Raw genomic sequence first — 21,698 nt, forward strand, 5'->3', positions numbered from 1 at the left:
CGGCGCCTACGCTGGAAGGCGCACCCGTGTGACCGCACCGTGAGAGGAACGACCATGGCACCGCGCCCGCTGTCCGAGTCCGAGATCGCAGAGGCCCTGGAATCGCTGCCGGGCTGGACCTTCGAGGACGACCGGCTGATCCGCGGCTACGGCTTCGCCGCCCACCTTCCCGCCGTGGCGTTCCTGGTCCATGTGGCCACGGTTCAGGAGGAGTTGGCCCATCACGCCGATCTGGCCCTCACCTACAACCGGCTCGGCGTCGCCGTGCACACCCACAGCGTCGGCGGCAAGGTCACCGAGCTCGACGTCACCCTCGCCCGCCGCGTCGAGGCCCTGGCCCCCGCCCACGGCGCCCGCTGACGCGCCGCCCGCCGAACGCGCCGCCCTCGGCGCCTTCCCGCCCCGTCCCTTCGTCCACCCCGCGCCTCCACGCGCCCGATGCCCGGGCGCGGATCAGCCGCCGAAACGCCGTGTCGGCGCTGTGCGCGGGGCCGAGCCCGTTGCGGCTTGCCCGGCAATGGAAGAATGATCGGACGAAATGTTTCCGGATGGGGCGCCGGGGACGCCAGGACATCGCAGAGACGCCAGGGAGGGCCCGCCGCCGTGCGCAGACTGATCCGGATGATCGACCCCTACATCGTGCTGCTGCTCGCCACGGTCGGGATCGCCGCGCTGCTCCCCGCCTCGGGCGCGGCCGCCGACGTGGCGGACGGCGCGGCCACGGGCGGCATCGGGCTGCTGTTCTTCCTCTACGGCGCCCGCCTCTCCACCGGCGAGGCGCTCGACGGCATCCGCCACTGGCGGCTCCATCTGACCGTCCTGGCCTTCACGTTCGCCGTCTTCCCGCTGTTCGGCCTGGCCGCGTACGGCCTGACCCCGTGGCTGGTGACGGACGAGCTGTACGACGGGCTGCTCTTCCTGTGCCTGGTGCCGTCGACCGTGCAGTCCTCGATCGCGTTCACGTCGATGGCGCGCGGCAATGTCGCGGGCGCGATCGCCGCGGGCTCGTTCTCCAGCGTGCTCGGCGTGCTGCTGACCCCGCTGCTCGCGGCGGCGTTGATCGGTGGCAGCGGCGGCTTCTCCGCCGACACGCTGCTCGCGGTGGCGGGCCAGCTGCTCGCGCCGTTCGCGCTGGGGCAGCTGCTGCGCCGCTGGATCGGCGCGTGGGTCAGGCGCCACAAGCGGGCGCTGTCCTTCGTCGACCGCGGCTCGATCCTGGTCGTGGTCTACGCGGCGTTCAGCGAGGGGATGAACGCGGGGGTGTGGAACGAGGTCAGCTGGCCGAGGCTCGGCGCGCTGTTCGGCGTCGAGGCGCTGCTGCTCGTCGTGATGCTGCTGTTGACCTGGCTGGTGGCGCGCAGGCTGCGCTTCGGTCGCGAGGACCGGATCGTCGTCGTCCTCGCCGGGTCGCAGAAGTCACTCGCGGCGGGGCTGCCCATGGCCAGCGTGATCTTCCAGGACCAGGCCGCGCTCGCGGTGCTGCCGCTCATGCTGTTCCACCAGCTCCAGCTGATCGTGTGCGCCTATCTGTCCCGCCGCTGGTCGCGCGCGCCCGAGACTCCCGCCGCCGCGGGGGGCGCGGATGAGGGGCGCGCGGATCAGGAGCGTGCGGTCGCGGCCGCCTCCCCGAGGACAAGCCGCTCGGCGCCCGCGTAGACGTTCATCGACGTGCCGCGCAGGAAGCCGACCAGCGTCAGGCCGGACTCGGCGGCCAGGTCGACGGCAAGCGACGAGGGCGCGGAGACCGCGGCGAGCATGGGGATCCCGGCCATCACGGCCTTCTGCGCCAGCTCGAACGACGCGCGCCCCGACACCATCAGCACCGCGTCCGACAGCGGCAGGTCCCCGCGCGTCAGGGCCAGGCCCACGACCTTGTCCACGGCGTTGTGCCGCCCCACGTCCTCCCTGACGTCGAGCAGCGTGCCCTCGTCGTCGAAGAGCGCCGCCGCGTGCAGGCCCCCGGTGCGCTCGAACACCCGCTGCGCCGCGCGCAGCCGGTCGGGCAGCGCGGCCAGCGCCGCGGGCGCGAGGCGCGGCCCGCCCGTCAGCGGCAGCGGCCAGCGCGCCGTGGTGCGCACGGCGTCCAGGCTCGCCTTGCCGCACAGGCCGCACGACGACGTGGTGTAGACGTTGCGCTCCAGGCCGTCGAGGGACGGGGGAGCGACGCCGTCGGCGAGCCGGACGTCCACGACGTTGTACGTGTTGGTCACGCGCCCCTCGCCGTCCGCCGCGGTGGCGCCCGCGCAGTAGGCGATGCGGGCCACCTCGTCGGCCGATGCCAGCACGCCCTCGCTCACCAGGAAGCCCGCCGCGAGCGCGAAGTCGTCGCCTGGGGTGCGCATCGTGACGGCCAGGGGGCGGCCGTTGACGCGGATCTCCAGCGGCTCCTCGCCCACCAGGGTGTCCGCCCGCTCGCTGACCACGCCGTCCCTGATCCGCACCACCGGGCGGCGCTCCGTGATTCGTCCCATACCCGCCATCATGCCCGCACAACGTGCGGGCATGACGGTCGTGGCGGCCGGTCGCGGGTGGTCACAGTCGGTCGCGGTCGGTCAGTCGCGGGCGCGCAGGCTCTCCGGCGGGCCCAGATAGCTGTACTGGAGGCCGCCCGTGTCGATGATCAGCTTCTGCACGACCACGGTCGGGTCCACCATCCAGAACTTCAGCACGTGCCGCCCCGGCTCGGCGATCGTGTGCGTGGTGAACGTGACGGTGACGTTGTCGGACGTGTTGCGCTCCCACTGCTTGTTCATCGAGGTGTCGTCCGAGCCGGTGACCTCGGTGACGTTGACGGTCAGCGGCGTGGCGTCGTCGAACGAGACGGCGTAGGAAAGCCCTTCGGTCGGAAGGGCGTTGTTGCGCGGCGACAGGTGCGTGTGCAACGTGACCTCGCCCGCCGTGAACAGTGTCACCTCGTATTCGAGGCGCGGCCCTCGGCCGCCGGGTGTGCTCCGGGCCGCGGTCACGGGGAACGGGGTCACGCCGTCGCCCGTGCGCCCGATGTCGGGGATGACCTGCCAGCTGACGCCCGAGGTGTTGACCGCGCGCCAGTAGTGCGCGGCCTCGATGGACACATAGCCGTTGGCCTCGATGAAGCCGGACAGGCGGCGGCGCGGGGTGCCGGGGTTGAAGACGGGCGCGAGCACCTCGACGGTGGCGCCGTCGGGGCCCGACACGGTGATCGGCACGGTGGTCTCGCCGCGGGGCGCGGCCGAGAAGTCCACCGTCACCTCGGCGCGCACCTGGGTGTCCACGGTGCCGGACGCGTGGGTCACGGTCACCCAGGGCTCGGCGGGCTCGATCGCGTACTCGAACGGCGCGGAGCCGCGGTTGAACACCTCGATGTACTGGGTGGGTTGGCTCTGGTACGGGCCGAACTGCGGGAGTGTCGCGGGCTCTTGGGCGTGCGGCCACCATGCCGTCGAGCCATCGATGGCCACGCCCATCTCGGGGCCCTCGGCCAGCTCGATCCGCCGCACCGCGGGGAACACCTCGTCGGGCAGCGCCACATGGTCGGGCGTCTGCGGCTGCTGCCACGGCGCGTCGGGCCCATAGCGCTCGATGTCGCCGTAGCCGATCTTCGGCTGCGTCTGGAAGCCCTGCCACTTCCCGTCCGAGAGCGTGTTGTTGTAGTAGTCGGACATCGCCTGGTCGTCGGCGAACCGCGCGTCGGTCGCGTCGGCCAGCTCGTTGGTCAGCGCGCGGCCCTGCTCGGCGTAGTGGAGGGCGGCGAACTCGGCGTAGCGCAGGGCGTAGAGGTTGGCCGTGGCCTCCACCTGGTACTGCACCAGCTGGTAGTACGCCTCCGACCAGGCCGGGTCGAGGGCGTCGCCGATGCGTTGCGCCTCGGCGTCGAGGCGTTCCCACTCGGCGGTGACGCGTTCCATCTCGCGGTAGCCGGTGAGGCTGAACGGCGTGGCCCGGTCGTCGTAGACCACCGCGGTCGGGTCGGTGGCCAGGTCCTTCCCGGGGTCCAGGGTGATGCGGCGGTTGAGCAACTCGGGCTTGCGGCGGGCCTGGAGGACGCCGTAGGTGTGCAGGAGCTCGCCGATGGCGTCGGCGTGCTCGGGGCCGAAGTTCTCCTCGGCGTAACGCCGTTCCCACTCGCCGAGCCGGTCCAGGGTCCAACGCCCGGGATCCCAGGCGTAGTCGAGGAAGAACTGGAGCGGCATCTCCTCGGCCTTCATGTCGCCGACGTTGACCATCCACAGCCGGTCGATGCCGTACTGGTGGCACAGGTGCAACTGCTCCCATGTGGAGGCGAGGTTGATGGTGTCGACCCACTTGTAGTTGCGGCCGCCGCCGACGTAGTCGAAGTGGTAGTAGATGCCGTAGCCGCCGGCGCGTTCGGGGAGCGAGAGGTCGGGGACCTTGCGCATGTTGCCCCAGTTGTCGTCGCAGAAGATGACGGTGACGTCCTCGGGCGGGCGCAGGCCCTGGTCCCAGTAGCGCTGCACCTCCTTGTAGAGCGTCTGCACCTGCGGGATCTCGGTGATGTCGCCGTCGAAGGTCTCCTCGATGATCTCGCGCTGGCTGGCGAGGATGGACTCCATCAGCTCGATGCCGTCGCCGTCCGGCAGGCTGACGTCGCCGTTGCCGCGCATGCCCAGGGTGATGACGCCCTCGAAGTCCTCGTCGACCATGCGCCGCACGCCGTCGCGCCAATACGCCTTGATGGCCTCGGCGTTGCGGACGAAGCTCCACTCGCCCGTGCCGCCGTAGGGGTCATCGCCCGGGGTGACGATGGCGCCCTCCTCGTCGCGCACCGCGGCCGTCGCGTGCCGGTTCCACTCCTCGATGCCGCGCATCATCGGGGCCTCGTGCGAGGTGCCCATGACCACCCCGTAGGCGGTCGCCGTCGCGTGGTTGAGCGGGTCGTCCTCGGCGAACGCGCGGCCCCAGACGGCGGGCCAGAGGTAGTTGGCCTTGAGCCGCAGCATGACCTCGAAGATCTTGGCCCAGAACTCGCTGTTGAACCCGTTGGGGAATCCGGGGGCGTGTCCTGGCCCGAAGAACGCGGGGGCCCACGTGCCGAGCGCGGGGTTCTCGTCGTTGACGAAGAAGCCGCGATACCGCACCGCGGGGGTGCCCTGTGTGTGACGGCCCGGCAGCGCGTACAGCTCGGCGTGCTGTCGCGCGGGCACGTCGTCCCACCAGTGCCAGGGCGAGACGCCCATCTGCCGCGAGGTCTCGTAGACGCCGTAGATGGTGCCGCGCTGGTCGCTGCCCGCGATGACGAGGGCCCGACGGACGCCGGGCACGGGGTTGTCGACGACCTGCTCGCGCGTCGTCTCCCACTTGCCCGCGATCCCCTCGACGTCGAGCTTGCCCTCCTGGATCAGCCGGTCGATCAGCGGGCTGCTGCCGATGGTGCCGACGACCACGATCTCGTCGCCGCGGATGCGGCTCCAGTCGCCCTGCGACACCTGGGGCCTGACGCCGGTGACGCGCTCGACGTCGGCCGCCAGGTCGCCCGTGGCGCGGATGACGCCGGGGTGGTCCCGCGAACTCACCAGGATCGGCGCGGCCCTTCCGCCCTTGGCGAGGGTGAGGCTGCCTGGCTGCCATGAGGGCGAGACGAAGAGGTCACGTCTCTCCGCGGCGCGCGCGGACGTCGCGGCGATGGTGGGCGCGGCCGCGGTCGCCGCGACGGTCAGGGGCAGAAGGCTGAGGAAGGCACGGCGGCTTGTCATGGGCTTCGTACTCCACGCGGAAGAGGAGGGCGGGACCGATAATTTCCGAGAGGGTTCCGGAAGAAGCTAAGGACAAGTCATGCGCGGGTCAATACTCCGTTACCCCGGGATTTCCAGGTCAGCACGGGCGGCGAACGCCATCCACGGGATGACCTGCTGAGGCCGCGCCACCGAAACTTTTTCAGAAACGGGGCCACTCCTCGCCGTCCACGCGGCGGTCGGGCGCGGGACCCGTCCCGCGCCGCGCCGCTTACGGTCACGCCTGACGAGACGCCTCCCGGGCTCGGGGGGCGGACCCCGAAGAGAAGGAGGGCATCCCCGTGAGAGGTACCCGCGTAACCCGTTCCGCCGGGAGAGGGCGAGGGCGGCTGCCGTTGGCGGTCGCCGTCCTCACCGTGGCGACGGCGGCGCTGAGCGCTCCGGCGACCGCGCAGGCCGCCGACGAGGAGCTGACCCCGGGCGGGGGCGCGGTCAGCGCGAGCACCAGCGACGAGAACGTGCCCGCGAACGCCGTCGACGGCGACCTCGGCACCCGCTGGTCGGGCGAAGGCGACGGCGCCTGGCTCCAGTTGAACCTCGGCGCGACGCGGACCGTGAGCCACGTCAAGCTCGCCGTGCACCAGGGCACGACCCGGCAGAACGTCTTCGAGCTCCAGTACTGGGACGGCTCGCGCTGGGTCACCACCTATGAAGGCCTGACCAGCGGCACGACGACGGCTCTCGAGACGTTCACGTTCGACGACCCCGTCGAGACGTCGAGGATCCGCTACCTCGGCCATGGCTACGAGGGCGACGGCGAGGGCGACTGGAACAGCCTCACCGAGGTCGAGGTCTGGGGCAGCGGCGAAGGTGGTGGCGACGACGGCGGTGGCGGCGACGCCGAACTCCCGTCGGAAGTCCTTGACTTGAGCGACTGGAAGGTCACGCTGCCCATCGGCGACGACGAGGACCCGACCGAGATCTTCCAGCCCGATCTCGACGAGTACTCCCATGACCCCTTCTTCCGGGTCAACGACGCGGGCGACGCGGTCACGTTCCGCGCGCCCGTCAACGGCGTGACCACCGGCGGCTCCAGCTATCCGCGCTCCGAGCTGCGGGAGATGGAGAGCGGCGGCGAGGACGAGATCGAGTGGTCCTCGACGTCCGGCACGCACACGATGACGGTGCGCGAGGCGTTCACCCACCTGCCCGAGGACAAGCCCGAGGTCGTCGGCGCCCAGATCCACGGCGGCGACGACGACGTCACCGCGCTGCGCCTCCAGGGCTCGCGGCTGTGGATCACCGACGAAGACACCGTCCAGCATCATCTGATCACCGACGAGTACGAGTTGGGCACGGTCTTCGAGCTCGAGTACGTGGTGAGCGACGGCGAGATCGAGATCTACTACAACGGTGAGCTGGAGACGACGATCGACCACTCCGACTCCACCAACTACTTCAAGGCGGGCGCCTACACGCAGGCCAACTGCGAGCGCTCATCCCCATGCAGCGACGACAACTACGGCGAGGTGGAGATCTACGACCTGACCGTCACACACAGCGACGGCGACGGCAGCGAGGGCACCGACGACACCTCGGCCGCCGACCGCTACGGCTGGGGCGAACCCCTGCCGATCTCCGACGAGTTCGACTACACGGGCCCGGTCGACCCCGACAGGTGGGCGGTGCCGTCCGGCAACGTCGGTGGCACGGAGGGCTGTTGGGAGGGGCACGCGGGCAACGGCCGCCGCTGCGCCAAGAACAGCACCGTCGCCGACGGCATCCTCACCATGCGTGGCGAGGAGAACGGCGACACGGGGTGGCTCCGCCAGGAGCGCGACGAGCAGTACGGCCGCTGGGAGATCCGCTCCCGCTCCCGCAACACCGGTGACAGCGGCGGGCTTTACCACCCCCTCCACCTGATCTGGCCCACCGAGGGCAACCGCCTGGAGAACGGCGAGTACGACTGGGTCGAGTACTCCGACCCCGACGAGCAGTGCCTCACGGCGTTCCTGCACTACCCGGAGAGCCCGACGGACGAGAAGGAGCGCTACGACCTGTGCCCGCTCGACATGACGGAGTGGCACAACTTCGCGTTCGAGTGGACCCCTGACGCGCTGGTCGGCTACGTGGACGGCGAGGAGTGGTTCCGCGCGTCGAACGGCGCGAACGAGGACCGCGGCGACATCCAGACGATGCCGTCGGGCCACCTGAACATCCAACTCGACAACTTCACCGGCGACGGCGGTCTGCGCCCCGCGGTGTTCGAGGTGGACTGGGTGCGCGTCTACGAGTAGTCCGCTGCGCTGGCCCCGACGTTCCCCCACCGGCGGTCCGCCCCTCCCCGGCGGGGGGCGGCCCCCGGCCGGTGCCCCGGCCCGGCACGGGTTTCCGCTGCGCGGGCGCGTCGCCTCCGGCGGGGCCCGGGCCCGGCGTGCGGAGGCGCTGCCGCGCTTTCTCGCCCGGGGGCGAGGGGCCCGCTGCGCGGGGCGGACCGCCTTCGGCGGGGCTTCCGAGGGGGCTCTGCCGGGGGTGATGAAGGGGTGCGGTCTGTGGCGGGGCCCGGGCCCGGCGCCCCGGCGCTGCTGCGCCTTCTCGCCCGGGGCGAGGGCCTGTTGCGCGGGGCGCGTCGCCTCCGGCGGGGTTCCCTGCGGGCCCGGCCTGCGGCCCGCGTCGCCTGGCGGCGGTGCCGCGCCCCTTCGCCGGGGCGGCTCGCGGCCGGTATGGGTTTCCGCTGCGCGGATGCCCCCACCTCCCGCGGGTCGCCCGGCGCCCTCTCCTCGCCCGTCCGCTGTGCGCAGCGCGTCGCCTCCGGCGGGGCCCGGGCCCGGCGTGCGGCGGCGCTGCCGCGCTTTCTCGCCCGGGGGCGAGGGGCCCGCTGCGCGGGGCGGACCGCCTTCGGCGGGGCTTCTGAGGGGGCTCTGCCGGGGGTGGTGTCGAGCGGCGCGGCCTGGGTGACCCGGCGTGGCCGGAGATGGGCCCTGCCGGGGCGGCCGGGCGCCCCGGCGCTGCCGCTCCTTCTCGCCCCCGGCAGGGGCCTGCTGCGCGGGGCGGACCGCCTTCGGCGGGGTCCCCTGCGGGCCCGCGTCGTTTGGCGGCGGTGCCGCACCCCTTCCGGCCCCGGGCCGGATCCGCAGCGCGGAGCGCACCGCTCGCGGCTGATGGCCGCGGGAGCGAACCCGGCGGCACCATGCCGCAGGCAAAGGGGTGGGTGGGCGGGCGAAACAACCGCCGGAGGCGGGCCGCGCCCCACCGCACGCCCGCGAGCGCGAAACCCCCGCCGGAGGCGGGCGTCCAACCCCGCGGGAGGCGAACTTCTGGAAGAATCCCCGAACATGCCAGGGGGGACGGAAGACGCCACACGCATCCACCACCTGTTCGAGGCGCACGCACGGCTCGCCCCCGAGCGGGCAGCGATCCAGACGGAGACCACCGACCTCACCTACGGCGAACTCGACCGCGCGGCCGACGCGTTGGCGCGCCGGCTGCGCGCCGCCGGGCTGCCCGACGGCGCGACGGTCGCGGTGCGGACCGACCGGGTGCCGGACGGCCTGGTCGCGATCCTCGGCGTGCTCAAGGCCGGGGGCGCGTACGCCGTCGTCGACCCGCACGAGAAGCCCGCCGAGGCGGCGGGGCTGCTGCGCCGCGCCGCCGCCGTGGCCGTCGTCACCCAACGCGCCCACCGGGCGCGGGTGGACGAGGGCGGCCGCCCCGTCATCTGCCTCGACGACCGGGCGCGGCCCGCGCCGATCGAGGCAAAGGTCCCCGCCAACTCCGCAGGCAGGGCCGCCCTGTTGTTCAGCGCGGGCACCACGAGCCACCGCCGCGCCCTGCCCGCCACGCACCGCACGCTGCTGGCCGCCCACGCCGCCTGGGCGGAGGTGTACGGGATCGAGCCCGACGACCGTTGCCTGGTGACCGCGCCGCCCGACTCGGCCGCGTTCACGGGGGGTTGGATACGCGCGCTGTGCGCGGGCGCGACGCTGCTGCTCAACGTTCGCCCCACGGGCCAGGGCCTCTCCTGCACGGTGCTCGACACCGACCCGGCCACCGCCGCCCGGCTGTTGGCCCGCCCGAGGGGCGCGGGCGGCGACCACGCCAAGGGCGGTGGTCGGCCCGCCGAACGCGACCGCCCGCCGCGCCTGGTGGCCGTGAGCGGCGAACGGCTCACGTTGGCCGAGCAGGTGGAGCTGGAGGAGCTGCTGTGGACCGGCGCCAGGGTCATCAACGTCTACGGCCCCGCCGAAGTGGCGGGTTGCGGAACGTGGTTCGAGACGGGCCAGCTCGCCGACCCGGCGCCCGACCCGCACGCCGTGAGCTATCTCGGCCGCCCGATGCCGGGGTGCGGCGTGCGGATCCGTTCAGGGCTCGTGTGGCTGACCCCGCCGGGCGGCGGCGCCGCCGTGCCCACGGGCGACCTCGGGCGTCAACGCAAGGGCAGGCCATTGGAGTTCCGCGGCCGGGCGGCCCACCGGATCAAGGTCGGCGGCGGGGTCGTCCACCCGCATGAGGCGGAGCTGGCCCTGGCCGCCCACCCGCGGATCCGCGACGCGGTGATCATCGGCGACACGGGGCCCGGTGGCGGGCGCGCCTCGTACCTGGTCGCCCATGTCGAGCCCGCGTCGGACGCGCGCCGCGTGCCGGGCGCCGCCGTGCTGCGCCAGCACCTCAGGGCCAGGGGGATCGAGGAGCGGGCGCTGCCCGACACGGTCGTGACCACGGACGCGCTGCCGCGCGACCGGGCGGGGAAGGTGGACCGCGGCGCGCTGTCGCTCCCCGCCGTGCCCGCGGCGGCCAGGGCCTCGGGGGGCGGGAAGGGCGTCTCGATCCGTGACGAGGACAGCAGGGCGGTGGTCGGCTGGTTCTTCGTGCCGGTGATCGCCGCGGTGTTCGCGGCGATCGCCACGGACGCGATCTGGCCGGGCTCCACGGACCTGACGGGCGTGCCGGGGCCGTGGCGGCAGCTGTTTCGGGCGCTCTATGTCGCCGAGTGGGCGGCGTTCGGCGCGGGCGTGGCCTTCCTGCTGTCGGGCTGGCCGCTGCTTGCCCGCCAGGGCAAGCCGCTGTCGCTGACCGTCGCGGCGCATGTGTCGCTGGTGTGGCTCATGGCGTCGTGGTGGCCGCAGGACAACGCCTACCGGCTGGCCGCCAAGGACGACTGGCCCCAACAGGCGCTGCTCGTCTATGTGTTCAACGTCCCGCTGATGATCGCCGCGGTCGTGGTGGCGGTGTTCGCGGTGTGGCGCCCGCCGTGGCGCCGCGACGAGGAGGACCACGAGGAACGTTCCGCGCGCGTGTGACGGTGCGGGGCTACCGGCTCAACGGGGCGAAGGTCCTGGCCAGTTCGCGGGCGGCCGTGCGCACAAGAGACTCGGCGCGCAGCAGCCGGTGCTTCGAGCGGGCCGCGAGGACGACGCCGAGCCAGGGGCTCGGCTCGAACGCCGCCGTGGCGATCGACGGCACGCACACCGCGTCGACCGCCCGGCAGCGCGTCGTCAACGTGCCGAGCCAGTCGAGGAGTTCGCCGTCGGGCAGCCGGGCGCCGAGCTCCAGCCTGTCCATGGCCCGCACCACGAAGCCGTCGTCGGCCCCGCGCAGCTCGTCGAGGCGGGCCTTGACCATGAACGCCACGGCCGGTCCCGTCAGGCGCAGATTGGCCTCGGTGGGCGCGAGACGCCCGCCGGGCGCGGTCACGAAGTCCACGTCGAACCAGCCGCGGTAGCCGTCCTCGGCCAGCGCGGCCCCGACGGCGTTGCCGAAGCTCAGTGCGATGTCCACGAGTGGGGCGGGGACCACGCCGGGGCCGACCGTCGCGCCCCGGTACGCCAGGCCGCGCACCTCCATCTCGGCCACGCCGACGTCGAACGCCTCGCCGGAGGCGGCCACCACGCCGTCATAGGTGAGGTCCCGTGGCCCGTCGCCGTCGCCCGCGAGGTACTCCTCGATCAGCAGCGGCCCCTCGGGCAGCCCCCGCAGCGCCGCCCGCCCCCGGTCGCGGGACCCCACCAGGCGCACCCCCGAACCACCCGCGCCATGCGCGGACTTGACCATGGACCGCAGCCCGGAACGCGCCCGCAGCAGCCCGGCCGCCTCGCGCCGGGTGGCGGCGGCCCACTGCGCGGGCACCACGATCCCGGGGTGGCCACCGGCCAGCCGCGTGAACAGCGCGTGCGCCGCCCGCTTCGACTCGTTCCGCAGCGCGCCGGGCCGCCAGGGCTCCCCGGCCAGCTCGGCGAACGCGGCGGTGCGGCCCCAGGGCAGCAACGGCGCCGCGAGGCCACGCAGATGGGCGGCGAGCGCCGGGCGTTCGAGCACCGCGCCCGCCGGTCCACGCTCCCCGTCGAGCCCGTCGAACACCTCCACCGCGCCCCAGCCGAGCTGCCGCCCCACCAGGTCGACCCAGCCCTCGGGCACCGCGCGGGGCAGCACGAGCGCCGCGGGGTGCGGTCCCGCGAACGCCGCGAGCCCCGAGTAGTGCCCCGCGCCCTTGCGCGCGGCGGGCGGCAGTGGCCCGAACTGGCCCTGGAAGTCGGCGACATTGCCCACGTGGACCGCGCGGCGCCCGCCCGTCCAGGCGTCGAGCCAGCCCGCGCGCGGCGCCAGCGCCGCCTCGAACAGCACAAGCCCGTCCCGGCCGGGGCCCCGGTGGCGGGCCCCGACGCGTTCGTAGAACCCCGCGGCGTGCGGGTCGGCCTCGACCCGCACCAGGGTGAAGCCCAACTCCCGTGCCCGGCCGAGAACATGGGCATGGAGCGCGGAGCCGATCCCGCGCCCGATCGCCCAGGGCTCGACGAACAGCAGCCCCAGCAGGCCCTCGGGCGGCTCGCCTTCGAGCGAGGCCAGGCCGAGCACCTCGTGGGCGTCCTCGGCGACCACCACGCGCCGGGCCGCCAACTCGCCCGGATCGAGGGTCAGTTCATCGCGGCACGCCGCCAGGTGGGCCGCGTCGTAGCCCCAGTGGCCCTTGGAGCGCAGCATGAGGGCGCCCAGGGCCGCCGCCTCGCCCTGCCGCGCCGGACGGATCGCCACGCCCACCCCGCCCCACCTCCCGCCGGATCCATGCGCTGGTCAGGAGCTCCGATCGTAGAGCCGCTCGATCTCCGCCGCGTAGGCCGTCGCCACGGCCTGCCGCCGCACCTTGAGCGACGGGGTGAGCATGCCGTTCTCCTCGGTGAACTCGCCGTCCACGAGGGCGAACGCGCGGATCGACTCGGCGCGTGAGACGGACTCGTTGGCGTGGTCGACCGCGCGCCGCACCGTGGCGAGCAGCTCGGGGTCCTCGCGCAGCTCCGCCACGGGCGTGCCCGCGGGGCGGCCCCTGACGGTGAGCCAGTGGTCGAGCGCCTCCCGTTCGAGGGAGATCAGCGCGGCGACGAAGGGGCGGTTGTCGCCGACCACCATGCAGGCGCCGATGGGCGGTCGGCCGCGCAGCCGGTCCTCGAGCGGGGCGGGCGAGACGTTCTTGCCGCCGCTGGTGACGAGGATGTCCTTCTTCCGCCCGGTGATGGCCAGATAGCCCTCGTCGTCGAGCACGCCGAGGTCACCGGTGGCGAACCAGCCGTCGTCCAGGGCGCGTTCGGTGGCCTCGGGGGCGTTCCAGTAGGCGGTGGTGACGATCCCGCCGCGGATCAGCACCTCGCCGTCGTCGGCGATCCGCACCGCCGTGCCGGGCAGCGGGAGCCCGACCGTGCCGGGGCGCGGCGCGAGGGGCGGGCTGAGGGTGGCGGCGGCGGTGGTCTCGGTGAGGCCGTAGCCCTCGTAGACGACGATGCCGCAGCCGAAGAAGAACAGCGTGAGCCTCGGGTCGAGGGGCGAGCCGCCGCTGATGGCGTACCGCACCCGGCCGCCGAGCGCCTTGCGGATGCGGCGGTAGACCAGCACGTCGTAGAGCGCCTTGGCCAGCCGCAGCCCTGGCCCAGGGCCAGGGCCCGTGCCGTGGTGGGCGCGCATCCTGGCCTCGCCGTAGGCCACGCCGACGCGGTCGGCCCGGTCGAACGACGCGCCCCTGCCGATGCGTTCGGCCGTGGCCCGCCCCGTGTCGTGGATCTTCTCGAAGAGATACGGCACGCCGACCAGGAACGTCGGCCGGAACGACGCGAGTTCGGGGCGCAGGTCGTCCGGCCTGACGCTGGGGCAGTGGCCCGTCTCGATGCGCGCGGACAGGCAGGCGATCTGGATGGCCCGGCCCAGGATGTGGGCGAGCGGCAGGAAGACCAGGGTCGTGGGCGTCTGCCCGGTGGCCTCCTCGAAGACGGGCTTGAGCAGCGCGACGAGGGTGGTGGCCTCGGCGTGCAGGTTCCGGTGGGTGAGCGCGCAGCCCCGGGGGCGGCCCGTGGTGCCCGAGGTGTAGACGACGGTGGCCACCGTGTCGGGGCCTAGGGCGGCGCGCCGCTCGTCCACGGCCGCGTCCGGCGTGGTCCGCCCGAGCCCGGCCAGCTTGTCGAGCGCGCCGTCGTCGATGACCCAGGGCGTCGGCATCCCCGACTCGACGCGCCCCTGCTCCGCCGTTCCGGCGTGCGCGGCCGTCTCCACGACGAGGAACGAGGCGCCCGAGTCCCGCAGGATCCAGGCCACTTGGTCGGCCGACGACGTCGCGTAGACCGGGACGGTGACGCCGCCCGCGGCCCAGATCGCGAAGTCGAGCACGACCCAGTCGGCGCTCGTGCGGGCCATGAGCGCCACCCGGCCGCCCGCCGGGAGCCCGGCGGCGACCAGGCCCTTGGCCACCTCGGTGACCCGGGCCGCGAACGCCGCGGCGGTGACCGGCACCCACCGGTCGCCCTCCTTGCGCCGCACGACCACCGCGCCCTGCGCCTCGGCGGCGTTGGCGAAGGGGATGTCCGCGACGCTGCCGCGCGCGAGCGGTGGGACGAGCGGGGGCACGCGCACCTCGCGCACCGCGCCGCCCTCCCTGATCAGCTCGGGCGTCACGCGGGCGGCCAGTCGGCCGCGCCGCAATCGCCTGAGGTCCCGGTGCACGCTCACGGAATCAACTCCCTTGTCGGCTCTCCAGAATGGCGGTGACCCCCACGCCGCCCGCCGCGCAGACCGACACCAGCCCCCTGACGGGTCCGCCGCCGCGCTCACCGGCGCGCTCGTGCAACTCCTTGGCCAGCGTGGCGACGATCCGCCCGCCCGTCGCCGCGAACGGGTGCCCGGTGGCCAACGACGAGCCCATGGGGTTGATCCGCGCCCGGTCCACCGCGCCGAACGCCCCCGGCAGGCCCAGGCGTTGGGTCCCGAACGCGGGATCCTCCCAGGCGGCGAGGGTGGCGAGGACCTGGGCGGCGAACGCCTCGTGGATCTCCAGCACGTCGAGGTCGGCCAGGCCGAGCCCGGCGTCGTCGAGCAGCCGGGGAACGGCGTACGCGGGCGCCATCAGCAGCCCGTCGGGCCCGTCGTCGCCCTCGACGAAGTCGACGGCCGCGGTGCGGGCGTGCGTCAGATACGCCAGCACCGGCAGGCGGCGCTCCGCGGCCCACTCCTCGCTCGCCAGCAGCACGGTGGCCGCGCCGTCGGTGAGCGGCGTGGAGTTCCCCGCCGTCATGGTGGCACCCTCTCCGCCGTCCCCTTGTCGAACGCCGAACACCGGGCGGAGCGCGGCCAGTTGCTCGGGTGTGCTGTCGGGGCGGAGGTTCTGGTCGCGGTCGAGGCCGCGGAACGGGGTGAGCAGGTCGTCGAAGAAGCCCCGCGCGTACGCGGCGGCCAGCCGCCGGTGGCTCGCCGCCGCGAAGGCGTCCTGGTCGGCGCGGGTCACGCCCCACGCCGCGGCGGTGCGCGCGGCGTGCTCGCCCATCGGGAGCCCGGTGCGCGGCTCGGCGTTGCGCGGGATCTCCGGCAGCAGATGCCGCGGGCGGAGCCCGGCGAGCGCCCGCAGCCCGCGGGGCGGCGTCCGCTCACGGCGCGCCCGGAGCAGCAGGCGGCGCAGCCCGTCGTCCAACGCCAGCGGCACGTCGCTCGCGGTGTCCACGCCGCCCGCGACGCCCGCGTCGATCTGGCCGAGCGCGATCTTGTTGGCGACCAGGATGACCGCCTCGAGGCCCGTGCCGCACGCCTGTTGCACGTCGAACGCCGGGGTGCGGTGGTCGAGCGCGCTGCCGAGCACCGTCTCGCGCGCCAGCTGGAAGTCCCTGCTGTGCTTGAGCACCGCGCCCGCCACGAACTCGCCGAGCAACTCCCCGCGCAGCCCGAACCGTTCGACCAGCCCTTCGAGCGCGGCGGCCAGCATCTCCCCGTCGGACGCGGTGGCGTAGGGCCCGTCGGCCCGCGCGAACGGGATCCGGTTCCCGCCGAGCACCGCCACCCGGCGCACACCCGACGCCCCCATGGCCCTCACCCCTTCCGGTCACCGCGGACTTGACTCATCAGTAGACTTACCGCGCGGTAAGGAGGAAATCAATGGCCGACCGGTATCTCTCCTTCGTGACCAGCCGACCTGGCGCGTTTCTCGCCCGGCGGCTCGGCCTGCCCCGACCCGCGCCCCTGGCGCGGCACCACAGGGGGCGGCCCGTGCTCACCGGTCCCGTCGAGCTGGGCGAGGGCGAACACGCCCGCGTGGCAACGGCGTTGCGCGCGGTCCTGGCGTCCTGCGGCGCCACCGTGGAGCCGGGCGCCGCGCGGCCCGCCGCGCTGGTCTACGACGCCACCGGCATCAGGGAGAGCCGGGGGCTCGGCGCGCTCCACGCGTTCCTCGGGCCTCGCGTACGGTCGTTGGCCCCCTGCGGGCGCGTCCTGGTGGTCGGCACCCCGCCCGAGCTGACCACCACGCCACGCGAGCGCGCCGCCCAGCGCGCGCTCGAGGGCTTCGTCCGCTCGCTCGCCAAGGAGCTGCGCGGCGGCTCGACCGCCCATCTGCTCCATGTCGCCCCGGGCGCCGAGGAGTTCACCGAGTCCACCGTCCGCTTCCTGCTCTCCGCCCGCTCCGCCTACGTCAGCGGGCAGGTCGTGCGCCTCGACCCGCCCGCCGTGCCGTCGGCCGCGGCGCGGCCCGCCGACTGGGAGCGCCCGCTCGACGGCCGCACCGCGCTGGTGACCGGCGCGGCGCGCGGCATAGGCGCCGCCGTCGCCGAGGTCCTGCACCGCGAAGGGGCCCGCGTCGTGTGCCTTGACGTGCCCGGCGCTGCCGAGCCGTTGAACGCCCTCGCCGACCGGCTCGGCGGCACCGCCGTGCCCGTGGACATCACGGCGCGGGACGCCGACGCCAGGATCGAGGCGCGGGTGCGCGACGCGCACGGCGGCGGCCTCGACATCCTGGTGCACAACGCGGGGATCACGCGCGACCGCACCCTGGCCCGGATGCCCGCCGAGCAGTGGAACGCCGTCATCGACGTCAACCTGACCGCCGTCGAGCGGCTCACCGCGGCCCTCGCGCCGCTGCTGCGCGACGGCGGACGCGTCGTCGCCACCTCGTCGGTCAACGGCCTCGCCGGGGCCGCGGGGCAGACCAACTACGCGGCGAGCAAGGCGGGTTCGATCGGCCTGGTCCAGGCGCTCGCCCCGCTGCTCGCGCCGCGCGGCATCACCGCCAACGCCGTCGCGCCCGGCTTCATCGCCACCGGCATGACGGCGGCCATGCCGTTCCCTGTCCGCACGGTCGCCGCGCGGCTCAACAGCCTCGGCCAGCCAGGGCGGCCCGTCGACGTCGCCGAGGCCGTCGCCTGGCTCGCGTCCCCCGGCTCCGGCGCGGTCACGGGCCATGTCCTGCGCGTGTGCGGCCAGTCCCTGGTGGGGGCGTGACCGTGCCGGGTCTCGCCCGCTCCTACGCCCGCGCCCTGCTGCTGCCCCGCACGGGCCGCGGGCCGCTGCCCACCCGGGTCGTCACCGGCGCGCCCGCCGCCGCCGAGCCCGCCTCGCTGGCGCGCTACGCCGAGGTCTGCGCGTTCGCCCGCACCGACCCGCTGCCGCCCACCCACCCGCACACGGCGGCGTTCCCCCTGGCCCTCGACCTGATGACGCGGCGCGACTTCCCGTTCCGCCCGACGGGCCTGATCCACCTGGGAGTCCGCGTCGAGCAGCGGAGGCCCCTGGCCGCCGACGAGCCGCTGCGCCACCGCGTCGAGGCGGGCGGGCTCGCCCCGCACCCCAGGGGCACGGCGTTCGAGATCAGGACCACCGCGCTCGACGCCACGGGCGCCGCCGTGTGGCACTCGACCAGCACCTATCTGCGCCGGGACGGGCGGCGACGGCCCGGTGCGAGGCGTGCGCCCGACGCGCCGCGCGATGGCCCGCGCGAGGTGCCGCCCGAGGTGCCGCCCGAGGTCCAGGGCCCCGGCGAGCCCTGGGACGTCCCCGCCGACACGGGCCGCCGCTACGCCGCCGCCTCGGGCGACCGCAACCCCATCCATCTCCACCCGCTGACGGCCCGCCTGTTCGGGCTGCCAGGACCCATCGCGCACGGCATGTGGTCGCTCGCCCGCTGCCTCGCCGCCCAACAGGACGCGCTGCCGGGGGCGTTCACCGTCGAGGCCGCCTTCAGCGCCCCCGTGCCGCTGCCCGCCCGTGTGACGCTCCACGCGACCACGCCAGGCCCGTTCACCCTGCGCTCCGCCACCGGCGACCGCGTCCATCTGACGGGCCGCACACGGGCGTTGGGTCAAGGGCCTCAGGGTGCCTGAGGCGCCCAGGTCCCGCCCGCGAGCACGTCGCGCATGCCGATCCACACCATGTTCATCAGCCGCAGGGAGGCCCCGTCGGGCGGGCTGTCCGGGTGCCGCTCCATCCAGTCGGTGACCGCGTCCGCCGCGCCCACCAGCGCGTGCGCCACGAACTCCGCCTCGAACTCCCCGAGATGGTCACCCCCGTCGCTGTCCGAGATCCCCGAGGCGACCAGCGCGGTGACCTCCGCCATCACCGTCCGGCGCGCCTCCGCGAGCTCGGCGGCGATCGCCTCGCTCTGCTCGGGCGCCTGCCGGTGCAGCACCACCCAGCTGTCCCGCCGCTCCGCGACAAAGGCGAAGAACGCCGAGAGCCCCGCCCACAGCCGCAACTCCGGTGAGCCGCCCGCCCGTTGCGCCGCCTCCCTGAACGTCTCCGCCAGGCGCCGCGCCTCCCGCCGCACACACGCGACGAACAGTCCCTCCTTGGAGGTGAAGTAGAGATAGACCATCGGCTTGGAGATCCCCGCGAGCTCGGCGATCTCGTCCACCACGGCCGCGCGGTACCCGCGTTGGGAGAAGACGTGGACCGCCGCGTCGACGATCTCCCGCTCGCGCACGCTCCTCGGCACTCGGCGCTTCGGCTTGTCCTTCACCCTGGTCACCCTACCCACGTTCCCCTCATACCTTACTCTCTGGTAAGTTTACTTCCTGGTAAGGAAGGTGCGGGCGGCAGGGAGTCGGGTGAGCGGCTGATGGGTGACACCGGCCTTGAGGGTCTGGAGAGCAGGGACTTCGGGGAGATCACGCCCGAGGAGTTCGCGGCGCTGGTGGGGAAGGCGTCGGGCAAGGACATCGAGCGGCTGATGCGTGGCGAGACGCGCCCGCGCGTGCTGGCCGAGATATTCGGGCGCCTGGCGGGGCAGTTCAGGCCCGAGCAGGCGGGCGGCCTCACCGCGCTCATCCGCTGGGAGATCACCGGCGACCCGGTGGTGGTGTACGAGACGACCATCGCCGATGGCAAGTGTGCGGTGGCCGAGGGCCGTTCGGACGCGGAGCCGCGCACGGTGCTCACGATGGGCGACGCGGAGTTCCTCAAGCTCGTGTCGGGGCACGGCAGTCCGGTCATGATGTTCATGGCCAGGAAGCTCAGGGTCGGCGGCGACATGGGTCTTGCCTCGGGCCTCACCCGCCTCTTCGAGATCCCCAAGGGCTGAGGGAGGGCGGGACGTTGAGCGGTTTCTTCCTCGACCTGACCGACGAGCAGCGCACCGTGCGCGACTGGGTGCACGGCTTCGCCGCCGACGTCGTGCGGCCCGCGGCGGCCGAGTGGGACGAGCGCGAGGACACCCCCTGGCCGATCATCGAGGAGGCCGCCGCCATCGGCCTCTACGGCTTCGAGTCGCTGGCCGAGATGTTCGGCGACCCCACGGGGATCACCCTCCAGCTGGCCAACGAGGAGCTGTTCTGGGGCGACGCGGGCATCGGCATGGCGCTGTTCGGCACGTCGCTCGCGGTGGCGGGCATCTTCGCCGCGGGCACCCCCGACCAGCTCGCCGAGTGGGTGCCGCAGTGCTTCGGCGACGCGAACGCCCCCCGTGTGGCGGCGTTCTGCGTCTCCGAGCCGGGCGCGGGCTCCGACGTCTCCGCCCTGCGCACGCGGGCGCGTTACGACGAGGCCAAGGACGAGTGGGTGCTCGGCGGCCAGAAGGCGTGGATCACCAACGGGGGCATCGCCGCCGTCCATGTCGTGGTCGCCTCCGTCGACCCGGAGCTGGGCTCGCGCGGGCAGGCCGCGTTCGTCGTGCCGCCGGGGACGGCCGGGCTGACCGGCGGCCGGAAGATCAGAAAGCTGGGGCTGCGCGCCTCGCACACCGCCGATGTCTTCCTCGACGACGTGCGCGTGCCGGGCCACTGCCTGCTCGGCGGGCGCGAGCGACTCGAACGGCGGCTCGCGCGGGCGCGCGAGGGCGGCCGCGCCAAGGGGCAGGCGGCGATGGCGACGTTCGAGGTCTCCCGCCCCACCGTGGGCGCCCAGGCCCTCGGCATCGCCCGCGCGGCCCACGAGTACGCGCTCGAGTACGCGAAGGGGCGCGAGGCGTTCGGGCGCCCGATCATCGAGAACCAGGCGATCGCCTTTCCCCTCGCCGACCTGCGCACCGAGATCGACGCGGTCCGCCTGCTGATCTGGCGCGCGGCGTGGATGGCGCGCACGGAGCGGCCCTTCCACGCGGCTGAGGGCTCGATGTCCAAGCTGCGTGCGGGCGAGCTCGCGGTGGCGGCCACGGAGAAGGCGATCCAGATCCTCGGCGGCGCGGGCTACAGCCGCGACCACCCGGTGGAGCGGATGTACCGGGACGGCAAGATCTACACGATCTTCGAGGGCACCAGCGAGATCCAGCGCCTGGTGATCGCGCGCGCGATCTCGGGCCACCCGATCCGTTGACGGGCTCGTTCCGTTGACGGGTTCGTTCCGCGCAACTCCCCTTCGGCGCACGGGTGATGGGGTCACCCCGGCGGCTGCGGGGTGACCTCGGCGCGGCAGACCAGGCAGCGTTCGATCCCGGTGCCGTGCTCGGCCAGCACGCGCCGCGCGTCGGCGAGGTGGAGGTCGGGCGCGCCCGGGCACCAGCAGCCCGCGCGGTGCAGCACGCCGCGCCGGGGCTCGCCAGGGGCGGTGCGCATCCACTGCACCCACCAGCGCGGCCCGTCCCGCTCCTCCGCCGCGTCGATGGCCTTCCGCACGGCGCCCAGCTGGGACTCGAGCCAGGCGGCGAGGGCCCGCAGGCGGGGCACATCGGACGGCAGATCGTTCACATGTTCGATAGTAGGCCCGCCCCCGCGCCCCGGCCCGCCGGGGCGATGTCCACCGCGCGCGCTGAGCCGCGCGCCGTTGCGCCAGGCGCGCGACCTGCCGGGGGCGGCGGGGCGGTGCGCTTGACCTCAAGCGCTTGAAGTGCCGGAGACTCGGCCGCATGGCAGCGACGGAGAAACGCGTGGACCGCCCGCCCCTGACGATTCAGGAGGTGTCACGGCGCAGCGGTCTGTCCGAGCCGACGCTGCGGTACTACGAGAAGATCGGGCTCATCCCCCGCGTCGACCGCGACGAGAGCAGCGGCCACCGGCGTTACGACGCCGCCACGGTGGAGACGATCGAGGCGCTTGCCTGCCTGCGGGCGACCGGGATGAGCGTGCGCGACATGCGCGCCTACCTCCGCCACCTCGGCGGGGGACCCGGCGCCGCCGCCGAGCTGCACGACCTGTTCCGCCGCAACGTGGAGCGGGTCGACGAGGAGATCCGGCGGCTGCGCGCCCGCCAGCGCTATCTGCGGCTCAAGGCGGACCTGTGGGCCGCCAGGCGGCGCTCCGACGCCGAGGCCGAACGCCGGGCGACGGACGAACTCATCCACGGCGCGGACGCGCTTCGCTGAGA

The 21,698-nt window shown here is 74.1% G+C and carries 16 protein-coding genes; 9 read left to right on the top strand and 7 right to left on the bottom strand.

What is annotated here, in order from left to right:
* Window positions 1-54 precede the first annotated feature (54 nt).
* Both D7318_RS30180 and D7318_RS30185 read left to right on the top strand, forming a co-directional pair.
* The gene (locus D7318_RS30180; protein WP_120700432.1) at window positions 55-360 is read left to right on the top strand and encodes a 4a-hydroxytetrahydrobiopterin dehydratase; all 306 of its coding nucleotides are present in this window, start codon (window positions 55-57) and stop codon (window positions 358-360) included.
* Between the two features lie 261 nt (window positions 361-621).
* Window positions 622-1,656 carry a bile acid:sodium symporter family protein gene (locus D7318_RS30185; RefSeq protein ID WP_120700433.1) on the top strand — a complete coding sequence of 345 codons (1,035 nt, stop codon included), beginning with the start codon at window positions 622-624 and terminating at the stop codon, window positions 1,654-1,656.
* On the opposite strand, the gene fdhD is transcribed toward D7318_RS30185, so the two are convergent.
* Together fdhD and D7318_RS30195 are read right to left on the bottom strand one after the other, a co-directional pair.
* On the bottom strand, window positions 1,599-2,471 hold the full coding sequence (gene fdhD, locus D7318_RS30190; protein WP_120700434.1) for a formate dehydrogenase accessory sulfurtransferase FdhD: 873 nt from the start codon (window positions 2,469-2,471) through the stop codon (window positions 1,599-1,601). The genes D7318_RS30185 and fdhD overlap by 58 nt on opposite strands.
* An 81-nt stretch (window positions 2,472-2,552) precedes the next feature.
* Window positions 2,553-5,693 carry a glycosyl hydrolase 115 family protein gene (locus tag D7318_RS30195; protein ID WP_120700435.1) on the bottom strand — a complete coding sequence of 1,047 codons (3,141 nt, stop codon included), beginning with the start codon at window positions 5,691-5,693 and terminating at the stop codon, window positions 2,553-2,555.
* 320 nt (window positions 5,694-6,013) lie between these two features.
* On the opposite strand from D7318_RS30195, the gene D7318_RS30200 reads away from it, so the two are divergent.
* Together D7318_RS30200 and D7318_RS30205 are read left to right on the top strand one after the other, a co-directional pair.
* Complete coding sequence (locus D7318_RS30200; protein ID WP_230424248.1) at window positions 6,014-7,969, top strand: polysaccharide lyase family 7 protein; 1,956 nt, start codon at window positions 6,014-6,016, stop codon at window positions 7,967-7,969.
* 1,038 nt (window positions 7,970-9,007) lie between these two features.
* Window positions 9,008-10,972 carry a class I adenylate-forming enzyme family protein gene (locus D7318_RS30205; RefSeq protein WP_183091671.1) on the top strand — a complete coding sequence of 655 codons (1,965 nt, stop codon included), beginning with the start codon at window positions 9,008-9,010 and terminating at the stop codon, window positions 10,970-10,972.
* Window positions 10,973-10,982: 10 nt separating this feature from the next.
* Here D7318_RS30205 and D7318_RS34370 read toward each other — a convergent pair whose 3' ends face one another.
* The 3 genes from D7318_RS34370 to D7318_RS30220 are packed head-to-tail and all read right to left on the bottom strand — an operon-like array spanning window position 10,983 to window position 15,999.
* Window positions 10,983-12,701, bottom strand: coding sequence for a GNAT family N-acetyltransferase (locus tag D7318_RS34370; RefSeq protein WP_230424249.1), 1,719 nt, complete (start codon window positions 12,699-12,701; stop codon window positions 10,983-10,985).
* A 39-nt stretch (window positions 12,702-12,740) separates the two neighbouring features.
* Complete coding sequence (locus tag D7318_RS30215) at window positions 12,741-14,657, bottom strand: AMP-dependent synthetase/ligase (protein ID WP_120700437.1); 1,917 nt, start codon at window positions 14,655-14,657, stop codon at window positions 12,741-12,743.
* Window positions 14,658-14,661: 4 nt separating this feature from the next.
* Entirely contained in the window at window positions 14,662-15,999 is a 1,338-nt protein-coding gene (locus D7318_RS30220; RefSeq protein WP_120700438.1) for an acetyl-CoA C-acetyltransferase, read from the bottom strand.
* A gap of 71 nt (window positions 16,000-16,070) precedes the next feature.
* On the opposite strand from D7318_RS30220, the gene D7318_RS30225 reads away from it, so the two are divergent.
* Together D7318_RS30225 and D7318_RS30230 are read left to right on the top strand one after the other, a co-directional pair.
* A complete protein-coding gene (locus D7318_RS30225) occupies window positions 16,071-17,408 on the top strand; it encodes a 3-oxoacyl-ACP reductase (protein WP_120700439.1) in 1,338 nt (445 codons plus the stop codon).
* A complete protein-coding gene (locus D7318_RS30230) occupies window positions 17,405-18,286 on the top strand; it encodes a MaoC family dehydratase (RefSeq protein WP_120700440.1) in 882 nt (293 codons plus the stop codon). The genes D7318_RS30225 and D7318_RS30230 overlap by 4 nt, the downstream gene beginning before the upstream one ends.
* On the opposite strand, the gene D7318_RS30235 is transcribed toward D7318_RS30230, so the two are convergent.
* Window positions 18,274-18,921, bottom strand: a complete 648-nt coding sequence (locus D7318_RS30235) for a TetR/AcrR family transcriptional regulator (RefSeq protein WP_120700455.1) — start codon at window positions 18,919-18,921, stop codon at window positions 18,274-18,276. The two genes, D7318_RS30230 and D7318_RS30235, sit on opposite strands and share 13 nt — an antisense overlap.
* A gap of 99 nt (window positions 18,922-19,020) precedes the next feature.
* Between D7318_RS30235 and D7318_RS30240 the strand changes: the two genes are divergently transcribed.
* Together D7318_RS30240 and D7318_RS30245 are read left to right on the top strand one after the other, a co-directional pair.
* Window positions 19,021-19,482, top strand: coding sequence for an SCP2 sterol-binding domain-containing protein (locus D7318_RS30240; RefSeq protein WP_120700441.1), 462 nt, complete (start codon window positions 19,021-19,023; stop codon window positions 19,480-19,482).
* Window positions 19,483-19,496: 14 nt separating this feature from the next.
* Window positions 19,497-20,711: an acyl-CoA dehydrogenase family protein gene (locus tag D7318_RS30245; RefSeq protein WP_120700442.1), complete on the top strand. Its 1,215-nt coding sequence runs from the start codon at window positions 19,497-19,499 to the stop codon at window positions 20,709-20,711.
* Window positions 20,712-20,773: 62 nt separating this feature from the next.
* Here the strand turns inward: D7318_RS30245 and D7318_RS30250 are convergent, their stop codons facing one another.
* The gene (locus D7318_RS30250) at window positions 20,774-21,082 is read right to left on the bottom strand and encodes a hypothetical protein (RefSeq protein WP_120700443.1); all 309 of its coding nucleotides are present in this window, start codon (window positions 21,080-21,082) and stop codon (window positions 20,774-20,776) included.
* Window positions 21,083-21,240: 158 nt separating this feature from the next.
* Between D7318_RS30250 and D7318_RS30255 the strand changes: the two genes are divergently transcribed.
* Window positions 21,241-21,696, top strand: a complete 456-nt coding sequence (locus tag D7318_RS30255; protein ID WP_120700444.1) for a MerR family transcriptional regulator — start codon at window positions 21,241-21,243, stop codon at window positions 21,694-21,696.
* Window positions 21,697-21,698 lie beyond the last annotated feature (2 nt).

Source organism: Streptomyces radicis (assembly GCF_003626575.1).
In the GTDB taxonomy this organism is placed as follows: domain Bacteria; phylum Actinomycetota; class Actinomycetes; order Streptomycetales; family Streptomycetaceae; genus Streptomyces; species Streptomyces radicis.